This window comes from Pseudarthrobacter sp. MOO14, from assembly GCF_058267675.1.
The window spans coordinates 758,446-777,384 of the sequence record NZ_CM177849.1; the positions used below are offsets into that span (position 1 = coordinate 758,446).

The window sequence follows — 18,939 nt, forward strand, 5'->3', positions numbered from 1 at the left end:
AGAGGAACTCAATGAAGATCACGCTTGCCCAGGGTCCTGCCGGGACAGAGCTCGCCGGCTTGGGCCACGCCCAGCCGGCGCATGTCATGGACAACCATGAACTGGAAGGCATGATGGACACGAGCGACGAGTGGATCCGGCAGCGTACGGGCATCGTGACCCGGCACATTGTGGCCGAGGGAGAAACGGTGGTGGACCTCGCGGTTCCCGCTGCGCGCATGGCCCTCGCTGATTCCGGGGTCGACGCTTCCGACATCGACCTGGTGGTGGTCGCCACCACCACGGCGGCGGAGCGGTCCCCCAACACCGCGGGCCGCATCGCGGAGGCACTGGGCCTCGGCAGGGACGGCCGCGGCCCGGGAATCATGGACATCAACACCGCGTGCTCCGGCTTCGAATACGCCCTCGGCGTGGCTGACCAGGCCATCCGTACCGGAAGCGCCACGCACGCAATCGTGGTCGGGGCGGAAACCCTTTCCGCGGTCACGGACTGGACGGACCGCGCGACGGCGGTGCTCACCGCCGACGGTGCCGGCGCCGCCGTCGTCCGTCCGTCCGCCACACCGCGGGTTGGGCCGGTGGTCTGGGGTTCGGAGGCGGGCATGGCGGACGCCGTCCGGATCTCCCCGCCGGCGGGCAGGTTCTCGCAGAACGGCAGGGAGGTCCTCCGGTGGGCGTTGACCAGGGCCCCGGAGCGCGCCCGCGAAGTGGTGGCCCGCGCCGGCCTGGCCATGGACGACATCCAGGTCCTGGCAGCACACCAGGCCAACCTGCGCATCATCGAGCCGCTCGCTGAAGCCCTCGGCCTGACGGACCGGATCGTCATCACCGACGTCACCGAGTCCGGGAACACCTCCGCGGCCAGTGTGCCCCTCGGGTTGAGCAAATGGTGGCATGCCGGGCGGATCCCGGAGGATGTCCCCGCACTGCTGTTCGGGTTCGGCGGCGGCTTCACCTACGCGGGGATGGTGGCGATGACTCCCCGCAGGAGCTGAACCTACCCTTCGGGTACGAACTCCCCGTAGCCGGCCGCGCGGAGGCCTTCACGGAGTTTTTCCGCGTTGGCGTCCAGGACAGCGGGGTCCGGGTTCTGGTCTGCAGAACCGAAGTCAAAGTCGGCCATGCTCCGGGAGGGCCATACGTGGACGTGCAGGTGGTTGACCTCGTACCCGGCCACGATCAAGCCGGCCCGCCGGGCGTTGAAAATGTCCACTTGCACGGCCCCGATGCACCGGGCAATCTCCATGACACGGGCCAGGGTCTCCGGCGATGCGTCGGTCCAGCGGTCCACTTCCTCGGTGGGAACCACCAGCGTGTGCCCATCGGCGAGCGGTCCGGTCGTGAGGAATGCGGACACGTCGTCTTCACGCCAAACGAACCTGCCGGGGATCTCACCATTCAGGATCCGGGTGAAAAGGGTGCTCATGCGTCTGCCTCCTCGGCGGCTGGCTGCAACGTGCCGGTATCCAGCACGAACCGGTATTTTACGTCTCCCGCAACCATTCGGTCGTAGGCGTCATTGAGTTCTCCGGCGGCCACCAGCTCGATGTCGGCCACCACACCGTGCTCGGCGCAGAAGTCCAGCATCTCCTGGGTTTCGGCGATGCCGCCGATCAGCGATCCGGCGTAGGCTATCCGGCGCCGGATCAGTGAGCCCGGATTGACCGGGGGCATGGCCTCGGACGGCAGGCCCAGTTGGAACAGCGCCCCGTCGACCCTCAGGGTCCGGAAGTACGGGTTCAGGTCGTGCGGGGCGGCAACGGTATCGATAATGAGGTCGATGCTCCGGTCGCCACCAGCCATGGCCGCGTCGTCCCGGGACAGCACAACCCGGTCCGCACCCAGTTCCAGGGCGGCAGCAGTTTTCGCCTCGGACGTGGTGAATACCACCACGGTGGCACCCATGGCTTTGGCGAGCTTGACGGCCATGTGGCCCAGTCCGCCGAGGCCCACCACGCCCACGACGTCGCCTTCCTCCACACCGAAATGCCGCAGCGGGGAGAACGTGGTGACGCCTGCGCAGAGCAGTGGCGCGACGGCGGCCGGGTCCAGGGAAGCGGGGACATGAAGGACGTACCGCTTGTCCACCACGATGGAGGAGGAGTATCCGCCCTGGGTGATGGCGTCGCCGTTCCTCCGGTCCTTGGCGCCGTAGGTTCCGGTCATCCCGTTTTCGCAGTACTGTTCCAGGCCGTCCAGGCAGCTCCCGCATTCGCGGCAGGAGTCCACCATGCAGCCCACGCCCACGCGATCGCCGATGGCGAAGTCGGTGACGCCGGCACCAGTCCGGCTGACCGTTCCCACGATCTCGTGCCCGGGAACCAGTGGATAGGCCTGCGTGCCCCACTCTCCGCGGGTGGCGTGCACATCCGAATGGCAGAGCCCGCAGAATTCAATGGCGATCTCGACGTCGTCCGGTTTGGGAATGCGCCGGGCCACGGTCAGGGGCACGAGCCCGCTGTCCCCGGAGGTTGCGCCGTAGGCGCCGGCCAGCCGTCCGCCGTCCTCCGCCGGCCGCGGGTCGGCGGCGGCCGCAATAGGTTGGGCGAGGGGTGGCGGCACGGGGCGTCCAGGTGTCATGGTCCGACGCTACCCTTGCCGTCGGCGAAGTTTCCAGCCGGGGCGCCGGTGCCTCCCGGTTCCGGACCGGTCGCCACCGGCAGGCCGGGGCGGTTGGACCATTCCGAGAACGACCCCGGATAGAGCGCAGCCGTGAAGCCGGCCAGTTCCAGCGCGGCCACCTGGTGGGCCGCTGTGACGCCGGACCCGCAGTAGACGGCGATGGGCAGGTCACCGCCGGCCCCGAGGGACTCGAACCTCCGGCGCAGCTCTGCCGGTGGCCGGAAGTACCCGGAATCGTCCACGTTGTCCGCCGTGGGCGCGCTGAACGCTCCCGGAATGTGCCCGGCCCGCGGATCAACGGGTTCCACCTCGCCCCGGTACCTCTCCCCCGCCCGCGCATCGAGCAACAACCCGTGGCCGGACCAGGTGGCGGCAGCGCAGGCGTCGAGCACCGGCATCCCGCCGCCGCCCAGGTCTACGTCGCCGCGGACGGGCTGGACGGGGCCGGATTCAAGGGGCAGGCAGGCCTTTCGCCAGGCGGCCAGGCCGCCGTCGAGCAGGTATGCCTCGGCAAACCCTGCGTTGCGCAGCATCCACCAGAGCCTGGCGGCCGCCATGTTGGCGCTGTCATCGTAGGCGACCACGACGTCGCCGTTCCGGATCCCCCACCGCCGCGCCGCCTCCTGGAACTGCCCGGCGCCAGGCAGCGGGTGCCTCCCGCGGTCCGGGATGGCCGGGTCCGCAAGTTCGGTGGCCAGGTCAACGAAGACAGCTCCCGGCAGGTGCTCCCGCACGTAATGCTCGTGCCCGCGGGGGTCGCCGAGCACCCAGCGGACATCCAGCAGGACTGTTCGGTGGCCGGCGGCCCGCCGCGACTCAAGGCGGGAGACATCCATCAGCGGGTTCATGTGCACTCCTTCTGCGGATCCGGGCCGCGGCTCAGGCTTGGTGTGTGGATCTTGCCAACGGATCCCACTCTAAGCGCGCCGCGGCCGCCCGCGCGGGTAGGCTGGTCCGGTGAAGATCGAGGGCAGCGCAGACGGGGACGGCAGCCGCCACAGCGGGGCAGACCGGGAATGGGCAGACAACGCCATCCGGACCATCAGGGCGGAAGACAACCGGTCGGCAGACACCCATCTCTACGCGGTGCCGCTGCCGGAGCAGTGGGGCATCCAGCTCTACCTCAAGGACGAATCCACCCACCGTTCCGGCAGCCTCAAGCACCGGCTGGCGCGGTCCCTTTTCCTGTTCGGGCTGGTGAACGGCTGGATCCGCGAGGACACCACCATCGTGGAAGCCTCCAGCGGCAGCACCGCAGTATCCGAGGCCTACTTCGCCCGGTTGCTGGGGCTGCCCTTCATCGCGGTGATGGCCCGTACCACCAGCCAGGAAAAAATCGCGTTGATCGAACAGTTCGGCGGCACGTGCCTCCTGGTGGAGAACGCCTCGGATGTCTACGCCGTGGCCGAAGACGTGGCGGCCACCTGCAACGGACACTACATGGACCAGTTCACCTATGCGGAGCGGGCCACCGACTGGCGCGGCAACAACAACATTGCCGAGTCGATCTTTGGCCAGCTCAGCCTGGAACAGCATCCGGTGCCGGACTGGATCGTGGTGGGCGCGGGGACCGGCGGGACCAGTGCCACGATCGGCCGCTACCTGCGCTACCACAGCCATCCCACCCGGCTCCTGGTGGTGGACCCTGAAAACTCGGCCTTCTACCCCGGCTGGCTGGCGGACACGGCTGAACAGCCCACCGGCCTGCCGTCACGCATCGAAGGCATCGGCCGGGCGCGGATGGAGCCAAGCTTCGTCCCCACCGTCATCGACCGGATGGTCCAGGTGCCGGACGCGGCGTCCGTCGGCGCCATGCGCCACCTGGACTCCTACGCCGGCCTGCACGCCGGACCCTCCACCGGCACCAACCTTTGGGGTGTCTGGCAAACAGTGGCACGGATGCTGTCCGATGGCCGGCGAGGCAGCATTGTGTCATTGATGTGCGACGGCGGCGAGCGCTATGCGGGCAACTACTACAACCCGGAGTGGCTGGCGTCGCAGGGGCTGGATCCGGCGCCCTACGAGGCCGTGATCTCACGCTTCCTCGACACCGGCGAGTGGACGGCGGACTAGACCTCCACGGACTCGCGGGCAGCCAGGTGCCTGTACTCGGTGCCATACTTCGCACCGATCCGCTGCACATGGCCCTCAATGATGCCCAGTCCGATCTCATTGAGCAGGCCGTCGTGGATCTGGAACGCCTGCGGTGCCCGCACTCCGATGACGAAGTCCACCACCTCGGCGGACTTGCTCCACGGTGCGTGCAGCGGCACCAGCAGGGTTTTCACGCTGAGGCCGTCAGGGATGATGAATGAATCTCCCGGGTGGTAGACATTGCGGTCCACCAGGTAGCCAATGTTCGCCACCATCGGGATCTGGGGGTGGATCAGGGCATGCTGTCCGCCGAAGCTGCGGATTTCGAACCCTGCAACCTGGAACGAGGACCCCGGGTCAACCGTGTGGATCCTCCCGGCGGCGCCGGCAGCTTCCCCGCGCAGCTGGGCGGCCACGGACCCGGGCGCGTACAGCGCCAGGTCCTGGTTGCTGGCGAGGGCCTCCACCACGGCTTTGGTGTCCAGGTGGTCCTGGTGCTCATGGGTCACCAGGACGGCGTCAGCCCCGGCAAGGGCCTCGGCTGATTCGGAGAAGGTGCCCGGATCAAGGACCAGGACCCCGGACTCCTTCTCAAGCCGGACACAGGCGTGGGTGTATTTGGTCAGCTTCATGGCGCCAGCCTAGGGCGCGTCCCGGAACCGTGTCCACGAGGCGCCGGCTGGTAATCTTGGTGTTTGCCCCCCCACGGAAGCGAGTTTGTCCATGCCGATCGGCGTCAAGGCTGATTCCGCCGCCCCATCCCCGGCAGGAGGCGGCAAGGAGCAGCGCGTCACCAAGCAGCGCAAGGCCGTCAGCGCAGCCCTGGACGACCTTGATGACTTCGTCAGTACGCAGGAGCTCTACCGGATCCTGCACAACCAGGGCGTGTCCGTATCCCTCGCCACGGCCTACCGGATCCTCCAGTCCCTCGCGGATGAGGGCTTGGTGGATGTACTGCGCAATGGCGACGGCGAGGCCGTGTACCGGCGCTGCAACGTGACCGTGCACCACCACCACCTGCTGTGCAGGAACTGCGGCAAGGCCGTGGAGGTGGAGGCACCCGCCGTCGAAACCTGGGCAGCGCGGACAGCGTCCGAACATGGTTTCACCGAGGTGGACCACACGGTGGAGATCTTCGGGCTGTGCCCGGACTGCACTGCCCTTAAGGCTGCCGGGCAGCTGTGAGGACCCTGCCGTTGATTCCGCGGGCCGCCCGCACGGAACCGATGACGCGGCACACAACGTAGATCAGGAATGACAACGTGGTGACGTAAGGGCTGATCGGGATCCGGCCACCCAAGGCCAGCAGGATTCCGCCCACGGTCGCCGTAACGGCGAAAAGGACACTCAGGATAACCACCCATACCGGCGATGAGGTGACCCGCAGGGCAGCAGCGGCAGGTGTGATCAGCAGTGCGAGCACCAGGAGGGCCCCCACCACCTGGATGGACAGTGCCACGCTGACGCCCAGCAGGATCATGAACACGATGGCCAGGCTGCGCACGGGAACTCCCCGCGCCTCCGCAAGTTCCGGGTCGATGCTGGCAAAGTTCAGCGGCCGCCAGATGGCCACCAGTGCGAGCATCACTACGAGGGCCGCCCCGGCCAGTGCCTGGAGCTGGACGGTGTCCACCGAGACGATTTGCCCGGTGAGCAGCCCGAACTTGTTCGCTGCGCGGCCTTGGTAGAGGGACAGGAACAGGATTCCCAGGCCCAGCCCGAACGGCATGATCACGCCGATGATCGAGTTCTTGTCCCTGGCCCGGACGCCCATCAGGCCCAGCAACAGTGCTGCCGCCACGGATCCGATCAGCGAGCCGAAGACCACGTCGGCGCCGATGAGCAGGGCAAAGGCCGCACCTGCGAAGGAGAGCTCGGAAATGCCGTGGACCGCGAAGGCAAGGTCGCGCTTCATGACGAACGTCCCCACCAGCCCGCCGAGGAGTCCGAGGACGGCGCCGGCCCAGATCGAATTCTGGACCAGGACCAGGAGCTCGCCGTAGTTGTCGAAGTTGAAGATGGCCCCCAGGATGCTTTTGGCGTCCATCACGCCACCTCCCCGGCCAGTGCGTCCGCCCCGGCATGATGATGGTGCGTGGTGGCATCCGGCAGGCCGACGACGACGATCCTGCCGTTGGCGTGGATCACCTCCACATGGCTGCCGTACAGGTCCGAGAGCACTTCCGTGGTCATGACCTCTTCCGGCGTTCCCACCCGGAAACGACCGCCGGCCAGGTACAGCACCCGGTCCACGTAATCGATGATCGGGTTGATCTCATGGGTGACGAAGACGACCGCGCTGTTCTTCTCATGGCTTTGCTTGTTGATCAGCGCACTGACCGCCTGCTGGTGGTGCAGGTCCAGGGACAGCAGCGGCTCGTCGCAGAGCAGAACCTGGGGATCGGTGGCCAGCGCCTGGGCCACCCGGAGCCGCTGCTGCTCGCCGCCGGAGAGCTGGCCTACCGGCACCTTGGCGTAGTCGGTGGCCCCTACCAGTTCCAGGAGTTGATCCACGCGCCGGTTTATTTTCGCCGCGGACAGCCGGACGCCCCAGCGGTGGCCGTCCACCCCCAGGCCCACCAGGTCGCGGGCGCGCATGGGCGTGTCCACCGGGAACGATTTTTGCTGCGGGATGTAGCCGATCAGGCTGCTGCCGCGTTCCACAGGACGGCCACCCAGCGTGGCTTGTCCCGCGTGCAGCTTTTGCAGGCCCAGGAGGACTTTCAGGAAGCTGGTCTTGCCGCTGCCGTTCGGGCCCAGCACGGCGAAGAACTCGCCCGGCCGGATGTCCAGGTCAAGGCCGGACCAAAGCGTCCGCTGGCCGAACGCAAGCCCGGCACCCTTGAGGCTGACAACGGAATTCACCGGTTGGCCTCCACGACATTGTTGATGTTGTTCACGTTGTCCGTCATCCACTGCAGATAGGTCTTGCCTTCGGGCAGGGTTTCGTTGAAATCCACCACCGGAACGCCGGCAGCCTCCGCCGCCTTCTTCAGCGCCTCGGTCTGCGGCCCTTCGGTCTGGGCGTTGTAAGCCAGCAGCCGCACGCTCTTGGACGCCACCAGGTCAGTGGCTTCCTTCAGGACGGCAGGCGGAACATCACTTCCCTCTTCAATCGCAGCAGTGTATTGCTCCGGCGTGGCGTTCTCCAAGCCCGCGTCCTCCAGCAGGTACAGCGGAACGGGCTCCGTGACGGCCACTTTGCCTCCTGCCGCGGAGGCCTTCACAGCGTCCAGCCGGCTGTGCAGGGCCGACAACCCGGATTTGAACGAGGCTGCGTTGGCCGTGAACGTGGCGGCGGAGGCCGGGTCCAGCGTGCCGAGCTTGCCGGCGATGCTGTCGGCCATCCGCTCCATGGCCGCCAGGCTGTACCAGACGTGTTCGTTGAAATCGCCGTGGTCATGCGTGTCGGCGGCGGCAGTTGCGGACGCCGTGGCATGGGCCGTGGCGTCCTCCGGGTGGGCGAGGCCCGAGACCTCGACGGCGGTGAGGACGGCCGCGCTGTCCAGCTTGCTCCCCTCCACCAGGGTGTGGAGGAAATCGTCATAGCCGCCGCCGTTTTCGATGACCAGTTGCGCCTTTGAAACGGCGAGCCGGTCCTGCGCGGTTGCCTCATAGGAGTGCGGATCCTGGGCCGTGTTGTTGATGATGGCGGTGACCTTCACCTTGTCCCCACCGATCGCCCTGGCGATGTCCCCGTAGACGTTCGTCGACGCTACGACATTGACGCCCGCCCCGGTGTCGGGCGTCGATGCGGACTGCGTGCTGCATGCACTCAGCAGGAGGCCAAGCCCTGCGAGGGCGGCAACGAAGGAGCGGGCAGCGGCATTACGGCGCACGGGGGATACCTCAGTTCACAGGAGGGGACGTCAACAGTGCCAGCCTATACCTAAATGCGAATGATTCCTATTTAGCCTTCTGGCTTCCGTTGGGCTGGCCCAGCCGGCGGATCCCGGTTGCCTGCGTGGCGTCCCTGATTTCACCGACAAGCTGTTCGATCACGTCTTCGAGGAACAAGACCCCGCGCGTCCTGCCATCCGGGCCGATCACCCGGGCAAGGTGGGAGCCCGTGCGCTGCATGACGGACATGGCCTTTTCAATCTCGTCATCCAAGGCAAGGTTGGCCAGCGACCGGACACGGCCCTCGGCGATCGGCAACTCATAGCCGGACTCCGGGATGGACAACACATCCTTGACGTGGAGGTAGCCGTACAGCATGTCCTCGTCATCCAGCATGGGGAACCGGGAGAACCCCGTCCTGCTGACCGCCTTCTCGAACTCCACGGGGGTGGTGGCCGCACCAAGCATGACCAGGTTCTCCAGCGGCACCATGATGTCCTCGGCGGTGTGCTCGGAAAACTCAAGGGCGCCGTTGATCAGCCCGGCGTCGTCGTCCACCAGGCCGTGACGGGTGGACTCCTGGACGATCGACTGGACTTCCTCAAGCGTGAACGAGGAAGTTACCTCGTCCTTGGGCTCGATCCTCAGGAGTTTGAGGATGTGGTTGGCCGACCAGTTGAGGACCGAAATCACCGGGTGGACCAGCCGGGCTACGAAGAGCAGCGGCGGCGCCAGCAGCAGCGCGGCTTTGTCCGCCACGGAGACGGAAATGTTCTTCGGCACCATCTCGCCGAAGGTGACATGGAGGAACGTCACCAGCAGCAGGGCCACCGCGAAGGCAGCCACGCCCGCAGCCTCGGCCGGCAGGCCAACCGTCTCGATGGGAACAGCCAGCAGGTGGTGGATGGCGGGTTCGGCCACCAGCAGGATCAGCAGGGAGCAGACAGTGATGCCCAACTGCGCGCACGCGAGCATCAACGAGACGTTCTCCATGGCCCGCAGGGTGGTCTGGGCCCGCTTGGACCCGGCGTCGGCCAATGGTTCGATCTGGCTGCGGCGCGCCGACATGATGGCGAACTCCGCCGCCACGAAGAAGGCATTGCCAAGCAGGAGTACGCCCAGCCACATTATTCCGGCCCAGTCGCTCATGGGTTGCTCCCGTCACTGGCGTCCGGCATTCCGGTTTCCTTGTCGGGCCGGAAGCAGATGCGGTCGATCCTGCGGCCGTCCATCCTGGTCACGCTGAGTGTTCCGCCGCCGACAGGAACGGCGTCCCCCACGGCAGCGATCCTGCCCAGCTTGCTCATCACGTATCCCCCCACGGTCTCGTACGCAGCCTCATCGGGCACACTGAGACCGGGAATCTGTTCGGACAACTCGTCCGGACGCAGGAGGCCCGGGAAGTACCAGTCGCCGGAGGCGCTTTGCAGCAGCCCGGGGCGGACCTTGTCATGCTCGTCCGCCACTTCGCCGACGATCTCCTCCACGAGGTCCTCCAGCGTGGCGATGCCTGCGGTCCCGCCGTATTCGTCCAGCACCACTGCCAGCTGGAGGTTGCCCTCCCGCAGCTCGGCCAGCAGGGCATCGAGGTGGATGGTCTCGGGCACGCGCAGGACCTCGGTCATGATGGCGCCCGCCTCAAGGTTCCGCCGGCGTTCCCACGGGACGGCGACGGCCTTCTTGACGTGGACCAGCCCGCGGATGTCATCGGCCGAATCACCGATCACGGGGAACCGGGAGTACCCGGTCCGGCGCGCGGCATCCACGACGTCGGACACCGGCTGGTCGGCGTCGATCGTCTCCACCCGGATGCGTGGCGTCATCACATCCGCCGCCGTCCGGGTGGAAAAGTCCAGGGTGCGCGCAATGAAGTTGGCGGTTCCGGCGTCGAGCGTTCCCATCGCGGCGGAACGGCGGACCAGCGAGGCCAGCTCCGCCGGGGTGCGGGCGCCGGAAATTTCCTCTTTGGCTTCCAGTCCGAACACGTTCAGGACCCGGTTGGAGAATCCGTTGAGGACCAGGATGGCAGGCTTGAAGATGGTGGTGAAGACCAGCTGCGGGCCGGCCAGGGCACGGCCCACAGGGAATGCCAGGGCGATCGCCATGTTCTTGGGCACCAGCTCCCCCAGGAGCATGGAGAGCAGGGTGGCCACCACCATGGCCAGGACCAGCGAGGCCGATTCGACCACCACGGGGGGCAGTCCGGCGGCGGCCAGCGGGCCTTTGAGGATATGTCCCACGGAGGGTTCCATGACGTAACCGGTCAGGAGGGTGGTCAGGGTAATGCCCAGCTGGCAGCTCGAGAGCTGGGTGGACAGCGACTTCAGGCAGGTGAGCAGCGGTACCGCGCCGGCATCGCCGTCGTCAATGGCGCGTTGGACCGTGGGCTGGTCCAACGCGATGAGGGAAAACTCGACGGCCACGAAAAAGCCCGTGCCGGCGATCAGCAGCAAACCTGCTGCGAGGAGGAGCCATTCCATTCAGCACCCCGCCCGGTGCGCGGGATGGGCAGTCAAACCTGGAACGGGGAGGATGTGTCGTCCCGGCGGAGGATGATCGGCCGAAACCGACGCCTGGTCCGTGCGGGTTGCGGCAAGCTGGGCCGTCTTCTGGTGATGGGCGCGTTGTCGGGGTTTGCCGGCTCTGGGGGCGGACTGCGCGGCGCTTCTCTTCGAGCTCCGCTGACAGCGCCCAGGCCGGCACCTAGATTTACTGTCCATAAGAATTTCAGTCTACAGGAGCGGCCCCGCGCAACCACGCGGCACCAGTCCGTCGCCGGCCCCTGAAACACGGTCACAGGCATGCCTCTCCCGGTGATCCGGCAGGCCTTGCTGTGCCTCCCGGAATGCCCTCGATAGGGCCGGCGATCGTCACTTCATGATTTGGGTCACCCTTATTGGCAGTTAACACACGATGCTCACTAGACTTGCAAAGGTCTGGGTTCAGAGGACGCAGAGACTGGTTCGATCGCAGTGCTGAAGCACCGGGGGGCCGGAGAGAAATCAAACTCATGGAAGAGGCGTATTTCAAGTGCCAGAGCAGCCAAGCCACCGTCTACCAGAGGAATTTGGCGGAAACGAGTGGCTCGTTGACGAACTGTACGAGCAGTACCAACAGGACAAGAACGCTGTGGATGCCAAGTGGTGGCCGCTGTTTGAATCCTTCGACTCGGGCAACGGTTCTTCTTCCAATGGAAATTCCGCACACGCAGCCCACCCCGCCACCCGGGAACTCCCCGTCGTGAAGGCAGCTCCCGCCGCGCCGGCACCGTCGCCGGCAGCAGCCCCCGCCGCTCCCCCGGCAGCACCCGCTGCTGCCGCACCCGCCGCCCCGGCCCCTGCGCCGGTCAAAAAGGCTCCTGCAACCGAGGCCCGCGACGGCGGCACGAAGACCGGTGCAGGCACCGGCGCCCAGCCCATCCCGGCCCAGCTGCCCAAGAACGTCAAGGCCCCCACGGCTCCCGAAGAGGACGTCGTCTCGATCCTGCGCGGCCCTGCCAAGGCCATCGCCACCAACATGGTGACCAGCCTCGAGGTGCCCACCGCAACCAGCGTCCGCGCCATCCCCGCCAAGCTGCTGATCGACAACCGCGTGGTCATCAACTCCAACCTTGCCCGCGCCCGTGGCGGCAAGGTTTCCTTCACGCACCTGATCGGCTACGCCGTCATCCGCGCGCTCTCCCAGTTCCCGTCCATGAACGTGTACTACGACGAAGTGGACGGCAAGCCCGTCGCCGTCCAGCCCGCTCACGTCAACTTCGGCATAGCCATCGACATGCCCAAGCCGGACGGCACCCGCCTGCTGATGGTCCCGAACATCAAGAAGGCCGAAACCCTCAACTTTGCCGAGTTCTGGCACACCTACGAGGACCTCATCAAGCGCGCCCGCAACGGCAAGCTGACCGCTGAGGACCACCAGGGCACCACGGTATCCCTGACCAACCCGGGCGGCATCGGCACCGTCCACTCGGTACCCCGCCTCTCCAAGGGCCAGGCCGCCATCATCGGCGTCGGTGCCCTCGACTACCCCGCCGAGTTCCAGGGCGCCAGCGAAAAGATCATTGCGCAGAACGCCATCAGCAAGGTCCTCACCCTGACCTCCACCTACGATCACCGCGTGATCCAGGGCGCAGGCAGCGGCGAGTTCCTCAAGCTGGTCCACCAGCTCCTGCTCGGGGCCCAGAACTTCTACGACGAGATCTTCGAAGCACTGCGCATCCCGTACGAGCCCGTCCGCTGGAGCCCCGACCTCCAGGTGGATCCCGCCGACGAGATCAACAAGGTGGCCCGGATCCAGCAGCTGATCCACTCATACCGCGTCCGCGGCCACCTCATGGCGGACACGGACCCGCTCGAATACGTCCAGCGCAAGCACCCCGACCTCGACGTCCTCACCTATGGCCTGACCCTGTGGGACCTGGACCGCGAGTGGCCCACCGGCGGCTTCGGCGGCAAGCCGATGCTGAAGTTCCGCGACATCCTGGGCGTCCTGCGCGATGCCTACTGCCGCACCACCGGCATCGAGTACATGCACATCCAGGAGCCGGCCGAGCGCAAGTGGTTCCAGGACCAGCTGGAACACCCCTACTCCAAGCCCAGCCGCGAAGAACAGATCCGGATCGTTTCCAAGCTGAACGCCGCGGAGGCCTTCGAAACGTTCCTGCAGACCAAGTTCGTAGGCCAGAAGCGATTCTCGCTCGAGGGCGGCGAATCGCTGATCCCGCTGCTGGACGCCATCATGTCCAACGCTGCCGACGACGGCCTGGACGAAGTTGCCATCGGAATGGCCCACCGCGGCCGCCTCAACGTGCTCACGAACATCGCCGGCAAGACCTACGCCCAGGTGTTCCGCGAATTCGAAGGCACCCAGGATCCGCGTTCCGTCCAGGGCTCTGGCGACGTCAAGTACCACCTGGGTACCGAGGGTACCTTCACCTCCGACAACGGCAGGGAGACCAAGGTCTACCTCGCCGCCAACCCGTCGCACCTTGAAGCCGTCGATTCCGTCCTCGAGGGCATTGTCCGCGCCAAGCAGGACCGCCTGGACCAGGGCGAATCCTTCCCAGTGCTGCCCATCATGGTGCACGGCGACGCCGCCTTCGCAGGCCAGGGCGTCGTGGCGGAGACGCTCAACCTGTCCCAGCTGCGCGGCTACCGCACCGGTGGCACCATCCACGTGGTGGTCAACAACCAGGTGGGCTTCACCACCGCCCCGTCGTCCTCGCGTTCGTCCACGTACTCAACCGACGTCGCCAAAATGATCCAGGCGCCCGTCTTCCACGTGAACGGCGACGACCCGGAGGCAGTGGTGCGCATCGGCCAACTCGCCTACGAGTTCCGGCAGCGCTTCCACAAGGACGTCGTCATCGACATGGTGTGCTACCGCCGCCGCGGCCACAACGAGGGCGATGACCCCTCGATGACCCAGCCCCTGATGTACAACCTGATCGAAGCCAAGCGCTCCGTCCGAAAGCTGTACACCGAATCGCTGATCGGACGCGGGGACATCACCGAGGAAGAAGCCGAGCAGTTGCTCCGCGACTACCAGGAACGGCTGGAGCGGGTCTTCGCGGAGACCCACGCCGCGCAGACCTCGCCGATCCCGATCGTGACAGCCGACTCCGCCGCCGTATCCGATATCGAGCGCCCCATGGCCCAGCAGTCCGATTCCAACGTCAGTGCACCGGTCGCCACCGCCATCAGCGCCGAGACCCTGGCCCGGATCGGCAAGGCCCACGTCGAGGTTCCCGAGGGCTTCACCGTCCACGCCAAGCTCAAGCAGCTGCTGGAGAAACGCGAGCAGATGTCCCGCGAAGGCGGCATCGACTGGGGCTTCGGCGAGATCGCAGCGTTCGGCTCACTCATCATGGAAGGCGTGCCCGTCCGCCTCGCCGGTCAGGACTCGCGCCGCGGCACGTTCGTGCAGCGCCACGCCGTCTTCCACGACCGCGCCAATGGCAAGGAATGGCTGCCCCTGGGCAACCTCTCCGATGACCAGGCCAAGCTGTGGATCTACGACTCCCTGCTGTCCGAATACGCTGCCATGGGCTTCGAGTACGGCTACTCCGTGGAGCGCCCTGACGCGCTGGTCCTTTGGGAAGCCCAGTTCGGTGACTTCGTCAACGGTGCGCAGACCATCATCGACGAATTCATCTCCTCCGCCGAGCAGAAGTGGGGCCAGCGCTCCTCGCTTGTCCTGATGCTCCCGCACGGCTACGAAGGCCAGGGCCCGGACCACTCTTCGGCACGGATTGAGCGCTTCCTGCAGCTGTGCGCCGAAGACAACATGATCGTGGCCAACCCCACCACGGCGGCCTCGCACTTCCACCTGCTGCGCCGCCAGGCGTACAGCCGCCCGCGCAAGCCGCTGATCATCTTCACGCCCAAGCAGCTGCTGCGCCTGAAGGCTGCCGCTTCGTCCGTGGAGGACTTCACCACCGGCGCCTTCCGCCCGGTCATCGGCGAGCACGAGCAGCTGCCGGCCACCGCCGTCGAACGCGTCATCCTGGTATCCGGCCGCCTGTACTACGATCTCCTGTCCACCCGCCAGAAGACCGGAGACAAGACCACCGCGATCGTGCGCGTCGAGCAGCTCTACCCGCTGCCGCACGCGGAGATCGCCGCGGAGCTTGCCAAGTACCCGAACGCCGAGGTCGTGTGGGCGCAGGACGAGCCCGCCAACCAGGGTCCGTGGCCGTTCATCGGTCTGAACCTGCCGGAGGCACTGGACCGCCGCGTCCGCCTGGTGTCCCGGCCGGCGTCCGCCTCAACGGCTGCAGGTTCCATGAAGCGGCACGCCGCTGAACAGGACCTGCTGCTGAAGCAGGCATTTGCAAAGAAGTAAACCGTAAGGCTGCCCGGCCGGACGTCGAAATACCAGACTCCGGCCGGGCAGTTCTGTTTAATGGTTGGACAGCGCCGCCCCGTACCTCCGCAGCCGCGGCGGCGACGGAGGCTGCGGCCGGTTCGGAAGTGAAGAGGAACGCGTGGAAGACAGGAAGCTGCGGATCGCAGCTGTAGGAGACGAACTGCTGGCCGGACTGGGCGATCCCCGGGCGCTGGGCTGGCTCGGCCGCGTCCTGGCCCGCACTCCCCAGGACGGCATGCTGCTGGAAAGCTATGCCCTCCCCTGTCCGCAGGAAGGTACCGAAGGGCTTGCAGCCCGGTGGCTGGACGAAGCCGGCAGGCGCTTCAGCGACCAGGCCGAGAACAGGCTGGTCATCGGCCTGTCCGGGCGCGACATCGAATTCGGCCTTTCCACCGCGCGGAGCAGGCTGAACCTTGCCAACATCCTGGACTCGGCGTCGCAGAACCGCATAGAGGTGTTCGTCGTTGGACCACCGCCCACGCTCGATCCGACCCAAAACCGGAGGCTGGATGAGCTGAACACCGCCTTCGCCGACGTCACCACCCGGCGTAAGCATCTGTACGTCGATACCTTCTCGCCCCTGCTGAACCATGAACAGTGGCGCCAGGACCTGGCTGCGAACGGGGGGACGCCGGGCCAGGCAGGCTATGGCCTCATGGCCTGGCTGGTGCTCCACCGAGGCTGGTTCCAATGGCTTGGCGTGGACGCGCCACAGTAAGCCCCGACAGGACGCCTTGACCGGCGCAAGCCGGCGCGGCTAGGTTGAAGCCCAACGCGATATATCGCCTCTGGAGGGGACCATGGCTGACGGAAACTGGACTGTGCAAGGCCCGCAAACCATTGAAATCGGGGACGCCACCGCCCTGAAGCTGGGCATGGTGCGCGGCAAGTTCACCGTGGCGGCCCATGCCGGGCCGGATGTGCGGGTTGAGATCTCGGAAGTCCACGGCGACCCCGTGGCGGTATCAGCAAGCGGCGGCAGGGTGGAGGTCCGGCATCAACTGAATGGTCCGCAGGGATGGTTCAAGAATTTGATGGAGTCCGTCAACCACACCAGCGACAACTCGGCCATGATCAGCATTTCCGTTCCACCCGGCGTCGAGGTGGAGGCCGGCACCGTCAGTGGCGAGGGACTGGTCTCCGGCGTCGCCGCCCACGTCCGCCTCAACGCAGTGTCAGGCTCCGTCGTCGCCGACGGCACCTCCGGTGAGCTGCAGGTCAACACCGTGAGCGGCACGGCCGCCGTCAGGAACCACCGTGGCGTCCTCACGGTCAAGACCGTCTCCGGGGCAGTCACCGCGGACGGGCACTTCACCAACGTGCGCACGAACACCGTCAGCGGCCACCTCGCTTTCGAACTGCTTGGCTTTACCCATGATTTCGGCTCCAACTCCGTCTCCGGGGACCTGACCATTCAACTTCCGCACGATGTCGGCGTCGATATCGTGGCCAAGTCGGCCGGCGGGGCGGTGGTCCTTGACGGCCAGCAGTGCTTCCTGGCCAACGGAAGAGTGGAAACGATTGCCGGCCCGGATGAACAGCTCATGCTGGTCAGGACCAACTCGGTGTCCGGCCGGACGTCGATTGTCCACGCCCCGAAACCCGGCAGCGGGGAAGCGCACGGCTGATGCCTGCCGTCTTCGCACACGGTGCGTTGCGCTTGTACCTGCTTTCCCTGCTCGAAGGCGGTCCCAAGCACGGGTACGAGCTCATCAAGGCGCTCAAGGACCGCTTTGGCGGCGCCTACTCCCCCAGCGCGGGAACGATCTATCCACGGCTGGGCAAGCTTCAAGCGGACGGCCTGGTGGCCACTGAGCCGTCCGGACGACGCACGACGTACCGCATCACGGCAGAAGGCCTTGCCGAGCTGAACCACCGCCAGGTGGACCTGGCAGCAGTGGAACGCGGGATCACCGCCTCCGTACAGCAGCTCGCCATAGACCGGATGCTGCAACAATTCCGCGATGGCATCCGCGCCGACCTGCAACGCCAGGGCCCGCCCGCGCCCCTCAACGCGGTGGCATTGGATCATGTCCGGCTTGTCCTGGAAGATGCCCGCGCCGCAATCGGCGCTGCGCTCCACGGGTAGGCGCAGGCAACCAGCGGCACCGCCGCAGGCCACCGGCCCGCTCCGGTTCGCGGGCCGCCACATCATGTGGGAGACTGGAGGGCAGCTCTTTTGAGTACCAACAGTAAGGAGGCCAGCTATGAGCAAGCGTGCACGCAAGCGTCGTGACCGTAAGCGTGGCGGCGCGAACCACGGGAAGCGCCCCAACACCTAGGCAAATGCCAGGGACTACGGTTCAAGCAAAGGACCCCGAAGCCATTCGGCTTTCGGGGTCCTTTGCTGTCTGCGGCCATTGTCCGCCGGCGTGGGGCGTTCCTACGCCTCCACCGGCCGGATGGCGTGGATACGGTCCAGGATGGCGTTCTTCAGGTTGTCCGGAGCGGACTCTGTGCAGGAGCGCTTGACCATGTTGCGGATCACGCACTCAAGGTCATACTGCTGCGCGCACTCGGGGCAGTCGTCAAGGTGGTTCTTGATTTCGGTAAGGTCCTCGCGGGTCAACGCCCCGTCAAGGTACTCGTAGATGCGTTGCATCCGGGTGTCGTCGCAATCGCCCAATCCCTGGCAGTCGCTCATTTCCTGTTCTCCTGTGGTTTGCTTCCTGCCGCTTCCGATGCATCTGCGGCCGTTTTGAATCCGCGCTCGGCGGCGTATTCCGCGAGCATGTCCCGCAACATTCTCCGGCCGCGGTGGAGCCGGGACATCACGGTGCCGATGGGCGTGTTCATGATGTCTGAGATTTCCTTGTAGGCGTAGCCCTCGACGTCGGCGAAGTACACTGCCAGCCGGAATTCCTCCGGAATGTCCTGGAGCGCCCGCTTGACGTCTGAATCCGGGAGGTGGTCCAACGCCTCGGCCTCGGCCGACCGAAGTCCGCTTGAAGTATGGGACTCCGCGCGGGCAAGCTGCCAATCCTCGATCGTGTCCGAATTGGACTGAAGCGGCTCGCGCTGCCTCTTGCGGTAGAGGTTGATGTAGGTGTTGGTCAGGATCCGGTACAGCCACGCTTTGAGGTTCGTGCCCGGCTTGTATTGGTGGAACGCCGAAAATGCCTTGGTGTAGGCCTCCTGGACCAGGTCCTCGGCATCTGAGGGGTTCCGTGCCATGCGCATCGCCGCCGAGTACAGCTGGTCGACGTATTGCATGGCGTCCCGCTCGAAGCGCAGGCGGCGGTCCTCAACGGTCTCCGCCGCAACGTCCAGGGCGGCGTCCTCGGTGTCCGGCCCTGCGGCCGGACCAACCTCCCCCGCCGGCGCGGCAGAAGCCGGCGGGGCCGGTGCCGAGCCGTTCGCTGCGCCAGGTGAAGCCTCATACATGGCCGCGACGGCCGGATCCAGGGTGCTCATTGCCTTCAAGTCTACTGTCAGGCGCCCTGCCCGGGGCGTGCCGTACTCCAAGGGATCGGCAGCCAGTGCTTCCACTGCCACCGGACCCGCGGGCCTCGTTCC

At 66.4% G+C, this 18,939-nt stretch carries 19 protein-coding genes; 8 read left to right on the forward strand and 11 right to left on the reverse strand.

Going from position 1 to position 18,939, the window contains the following annotated elements; all coding sequences use genetic code 11:
* The first annotated feature begins 11 nt into the window (after nucleotides 1-11).
* The gene (locus AC4EEV_RS03500) at nucleotides 12-995 is read left to right on the forward strand and encodes a beta-ketoacyl-ACP synthase III (protein WP_133830914.1); all 984 of its coding nucleotides are present in this window, start codon (nucleotides 12-14) and stop codon (nucleotides 993-995) included.
* A gap of 2 nt (nucleotides 996-997) precedes the next feature.
* Here the strand turns inward: AC4EEV_RS03500 and AC4EEV_RS03505 are convergent, their stop codons facing one another.
* From AC4EEV_RS03505 to AC4EEV_RS03515, 3 genes are read right to left on the reverse strand one after another with little or no spacing between them, the layout of a single operon-like run.
* Nucleotides 998-1,426: an HIT family protein gene (locus AC4EEV_RS03505; RefSeq protein WP_491330153.1), complete on the reverse strand. Its 429-nt coding sequence runs from the start codon at nucleotides 1,424-1,426 to the stop codon at nucleotides 998-1,000.
* Nucleotides 1,423-2,580, reverse strand: coding sequence for an NAD(P)-dependent alcohol dehydrogenase (locus AC4EEV_RS03510; RefSeq protein WP_491330154.1), 1,158 nt, complete (start codon nucleotides 2,578-2,580; stop codon nucleotides 1,423-1,425). Before AC4EEV_RS03510 ends, AC4EEV_RS03505 begins: the two co-directional genes overlap by 4 nt.
* Nucleotides 2,577-3,470, reverse strand: a complete 894-nt coding sequence (locus AC4EEV_RS03515; protein ID WP_491330155.1) for a sulfurtransferase — start codon at nucleotides 3,468-3,470, stop codon at nucleotides 2,577-2,579. Before AC4EEV_RS03515 ends, AC4EEV_RS03510 begins: the two co-directional genes overlap by 4 nt.
* Nucleotides 3,471-3,579: 109 nt before the next feature.
* Between AC4EEV_RS03515 and AC4EEV_RS03520 the strand changes: the two genes are divergently transcribed.
* Nucleotides 3,580-4,695: a PLP-dependent cysteine synthase family protein gene (locus AC4EEV_RS03520; RefSeq protein ID WP_491330156.1), complete on the forward strand. Its 1,116-nt coding sequence runs from the start codon at nucleotides 3,580-3,582 to the stop codon at nucleotides 4,693-4,695.
* On the opposite strand, the gene AC4EEV_RS03525 is transcribed toward AC4EEV_RS03520, so the two are convergent.
* Nucleotides 4,692-5,348 carry an MBL fold metallo-hydrolase gene (locus AC4EEV_RS03525; protein WP_109045077.1) on the reverse strand — a complete coding sequence of 219 codons (657 nt, stop codon included), beginning with the start codon at nucleotides 5,346-5,348 and terminating at the stop codon, nucleotides 4,692-4,694. The two genes, AC4EEV_RS03520 and AC4EEV_RS03525, sit on opposite strands and share 4 nt — an antisense overlap.
* A gap of 91 nt (nucleotides 5,349-5,439) precedes the next feature.
* Between AC4EEV_RS03525 and AC4EEV_RS03530 the strand changes: the two genes are divergently transcribed.
* Nucleotides 5,440-5,901: a Fur family transcriptional regulator gene (locus AC4EEV_RS03530; RefSeq protein WP_109045078.1), complete on the forward strand. Its 462-nt coding sequence runs from the start codon at nucleotides 5,440-5,442 to the stop codon at nucleotides 5,899-5,901.
* Here AC4EEV_RS03530 and AC4EEV_RS03535 read toward each other — a convergent pair.
* From AC4EEV_RS03535 to AC4EEV_RS03555, 5 genes are all read right to left on the reverse strand, one after another.
* Complete coding sequence (locus AC4EEV_RS03535) at nucleotides 5,879-6,763, reverse strand: metal ABC transporter permease (RefSeq protein ID WP_491330157.1); 885 nt, start codon at nucleotides 6,761-6,763, stop codon at nucleotides 5,879-5,881. The two genes, AC4EEV_RS03530 and AC4EEV_RS03535, sit on opposite strands and share 23 nt — an antisense overlap.
* Nucleotides 6,763-7,581: a metal ABC transporter ATP-binding protein gene (locus AC4EEV_RS03540; protein WP_018760153.1), complete on the reverse strand. Its 819-nt coding sequence runs from the start codon at nucleotides 7,579-7,581 to the stop codon at nucleotides 6,763-6,765. Before AC4EEV_RS03540 ends, AC4EEV_RS03535 begins: the two co-directional genes overlap by 1 nt.
* Nucleotides 7,578-8,555 (reverse strand): metal ABC transporter solute-binding protein, Zn/Mn family, encoded by a 978-nt coding sequence (locus tag AC4EEV_RS03545; RefSeq protein ID WP_491330158.1) that lies wholly within the window; start codon nucleotides 8,553-8,555, stop codon nucleotides 7,578-7,580. The genes AC4EEV_RS03540 and AC4EEV_RS03545 overlap by 4 nt, the downstream gene beginning before the upstream one ends.
* Before the next feature lie 67 nt (nucleotides 8,556-8,622).
* Entirely contained in the window at nucleotides 8,623-9,705 is a 1,083-nt protein-coding gene (locus AC4EEV_RS03550; RefSeq protein WP_026264243.1) for a hemolysin family protein, read from the reverse strand.
* Entirely contained in the window at nucleotides 9,702-11,036 is a 1,335-nt protein-coding gene (locus AC4EEV_RS03555) for a hemolysin family protein (protein WP_491330159.1), read from the reverse strand. The genes AC4EEV_RS03550 and AC4EEV_RS03555 overlap by 4 nt, the downstream gene beginning before the upstream one ends.
* A gap of 550 nt (nucleotides 11,037-11,586) precedes the next feature.
* Here AC4EEV_RS03555 and AC4EEV_RS03560 point away from each other — a divergent pair.
* The 5 genes from AC4EEV_RS03560 to AC4EEV_RS03580 all read left to right on the forward strand — a co-directional run bounded on the left by AC4EEV_RS03560 (nucleotide 11,587) and on the right by AC4EEV_RS03580 (nucleotide 17,705).
* Entirely contained in the window at nucleotides 11,587-15,399 is a 3,813-nt protein-coding gene (locus AC4EEV_RS03560) for a multifunctional oxoglutarate decarboxylase/oxoglutarate dehydrogenase thiamine pyrophosphate-binding subunit/dihydrolipoyllysine-residue succinyltransferase subunit (protein WP_491330160.1), read from the forward strand.
* Between the two features lie 142 nt (nucleotides 15,400-15,541).
* Nucleotides 15,542-16,141, forward strand: coding sequence for a GDSL-type esterase/lipase family protein (locus AC4EEV_RS03565; protein WP_026264245.1), 600 nt, complete (start codon nucleotides 15,542-15,544; stop codon nucleotides 16,139-16,141).
* Nucleotides 16,142-16,223: 82 nt separating this feature from the next.
* On the forward strand, nucleotides 16,224-17,051 hold the full coding sequence (locus AC4EEV_RS03570; RefSeq protein WP_491330161.1) for a DUF4097 family beta strand repeat-containing protein: 828 nt from the start codon (nucleotides 16,224-16,226) through the stop codon (nucleotides 17,049-17,051).
* Nucleotides 17,051-17,512 carry a PadR family transcriptional regulator gene (locus AC4EEV_RS03575; RefSeq protein ID WP_018760160.1) on the forward strand — a complete coding sequence of 154 codons (462 nt, stop codon included), beginning with the start codon at nucleotides 17,051-17,053 and terminating at the stop codon, nucleotides 17,510-17,512. Before AC4EEV_RS03570 ends, AC4EEV_RS03575 begins: the two co-directional genes overlap by 1 nt.
* Before the next feature lie 118 nt (nucleotides 17,513-17,630).
* Entirely contained in the window at nucleotides 17,631-17,705 is a 75-nt protein-coding gene (locus tag AC4EEV_RS03580) for a 50S ribosomal protein bL37 (protein WP_369299106.1), read from the forward strand.
* 101 nt (nucleotides 17,706-17,806) lie between these two features.
* Here AC4EEV_RS03580 and rsrA read toward each other — a convergent pair whose 3' ends face one another.
* Entirely contained in the window at nucleotides 17,807-18,067 is a 261-nt protein-coding gene (gene rsrA / locus AC4EEV_RS03585; protein ID WP_018760161.1) for a mycothiol system anti-sigma-R factor, read from the reverse strand.
* On the reverse strand, nucleotides 18,064-18,837 hold the full coding sequence (locus tag AC4EEV_RS03590; protein ID WP_231369809.1) for a sigma-70 family RNA polymerase sigma factor: 774 nt from the start codon (nucleotides 18,835-18,837) through the stop codon (nucleotides 18,064-18,066). Before AC4EEV_RS03590 ends, rsrA begins: the two co-directional genes overlap by 4 nt.
* Nucleotides 18,838-18,939: the final 102 nt, after the last annotated feature.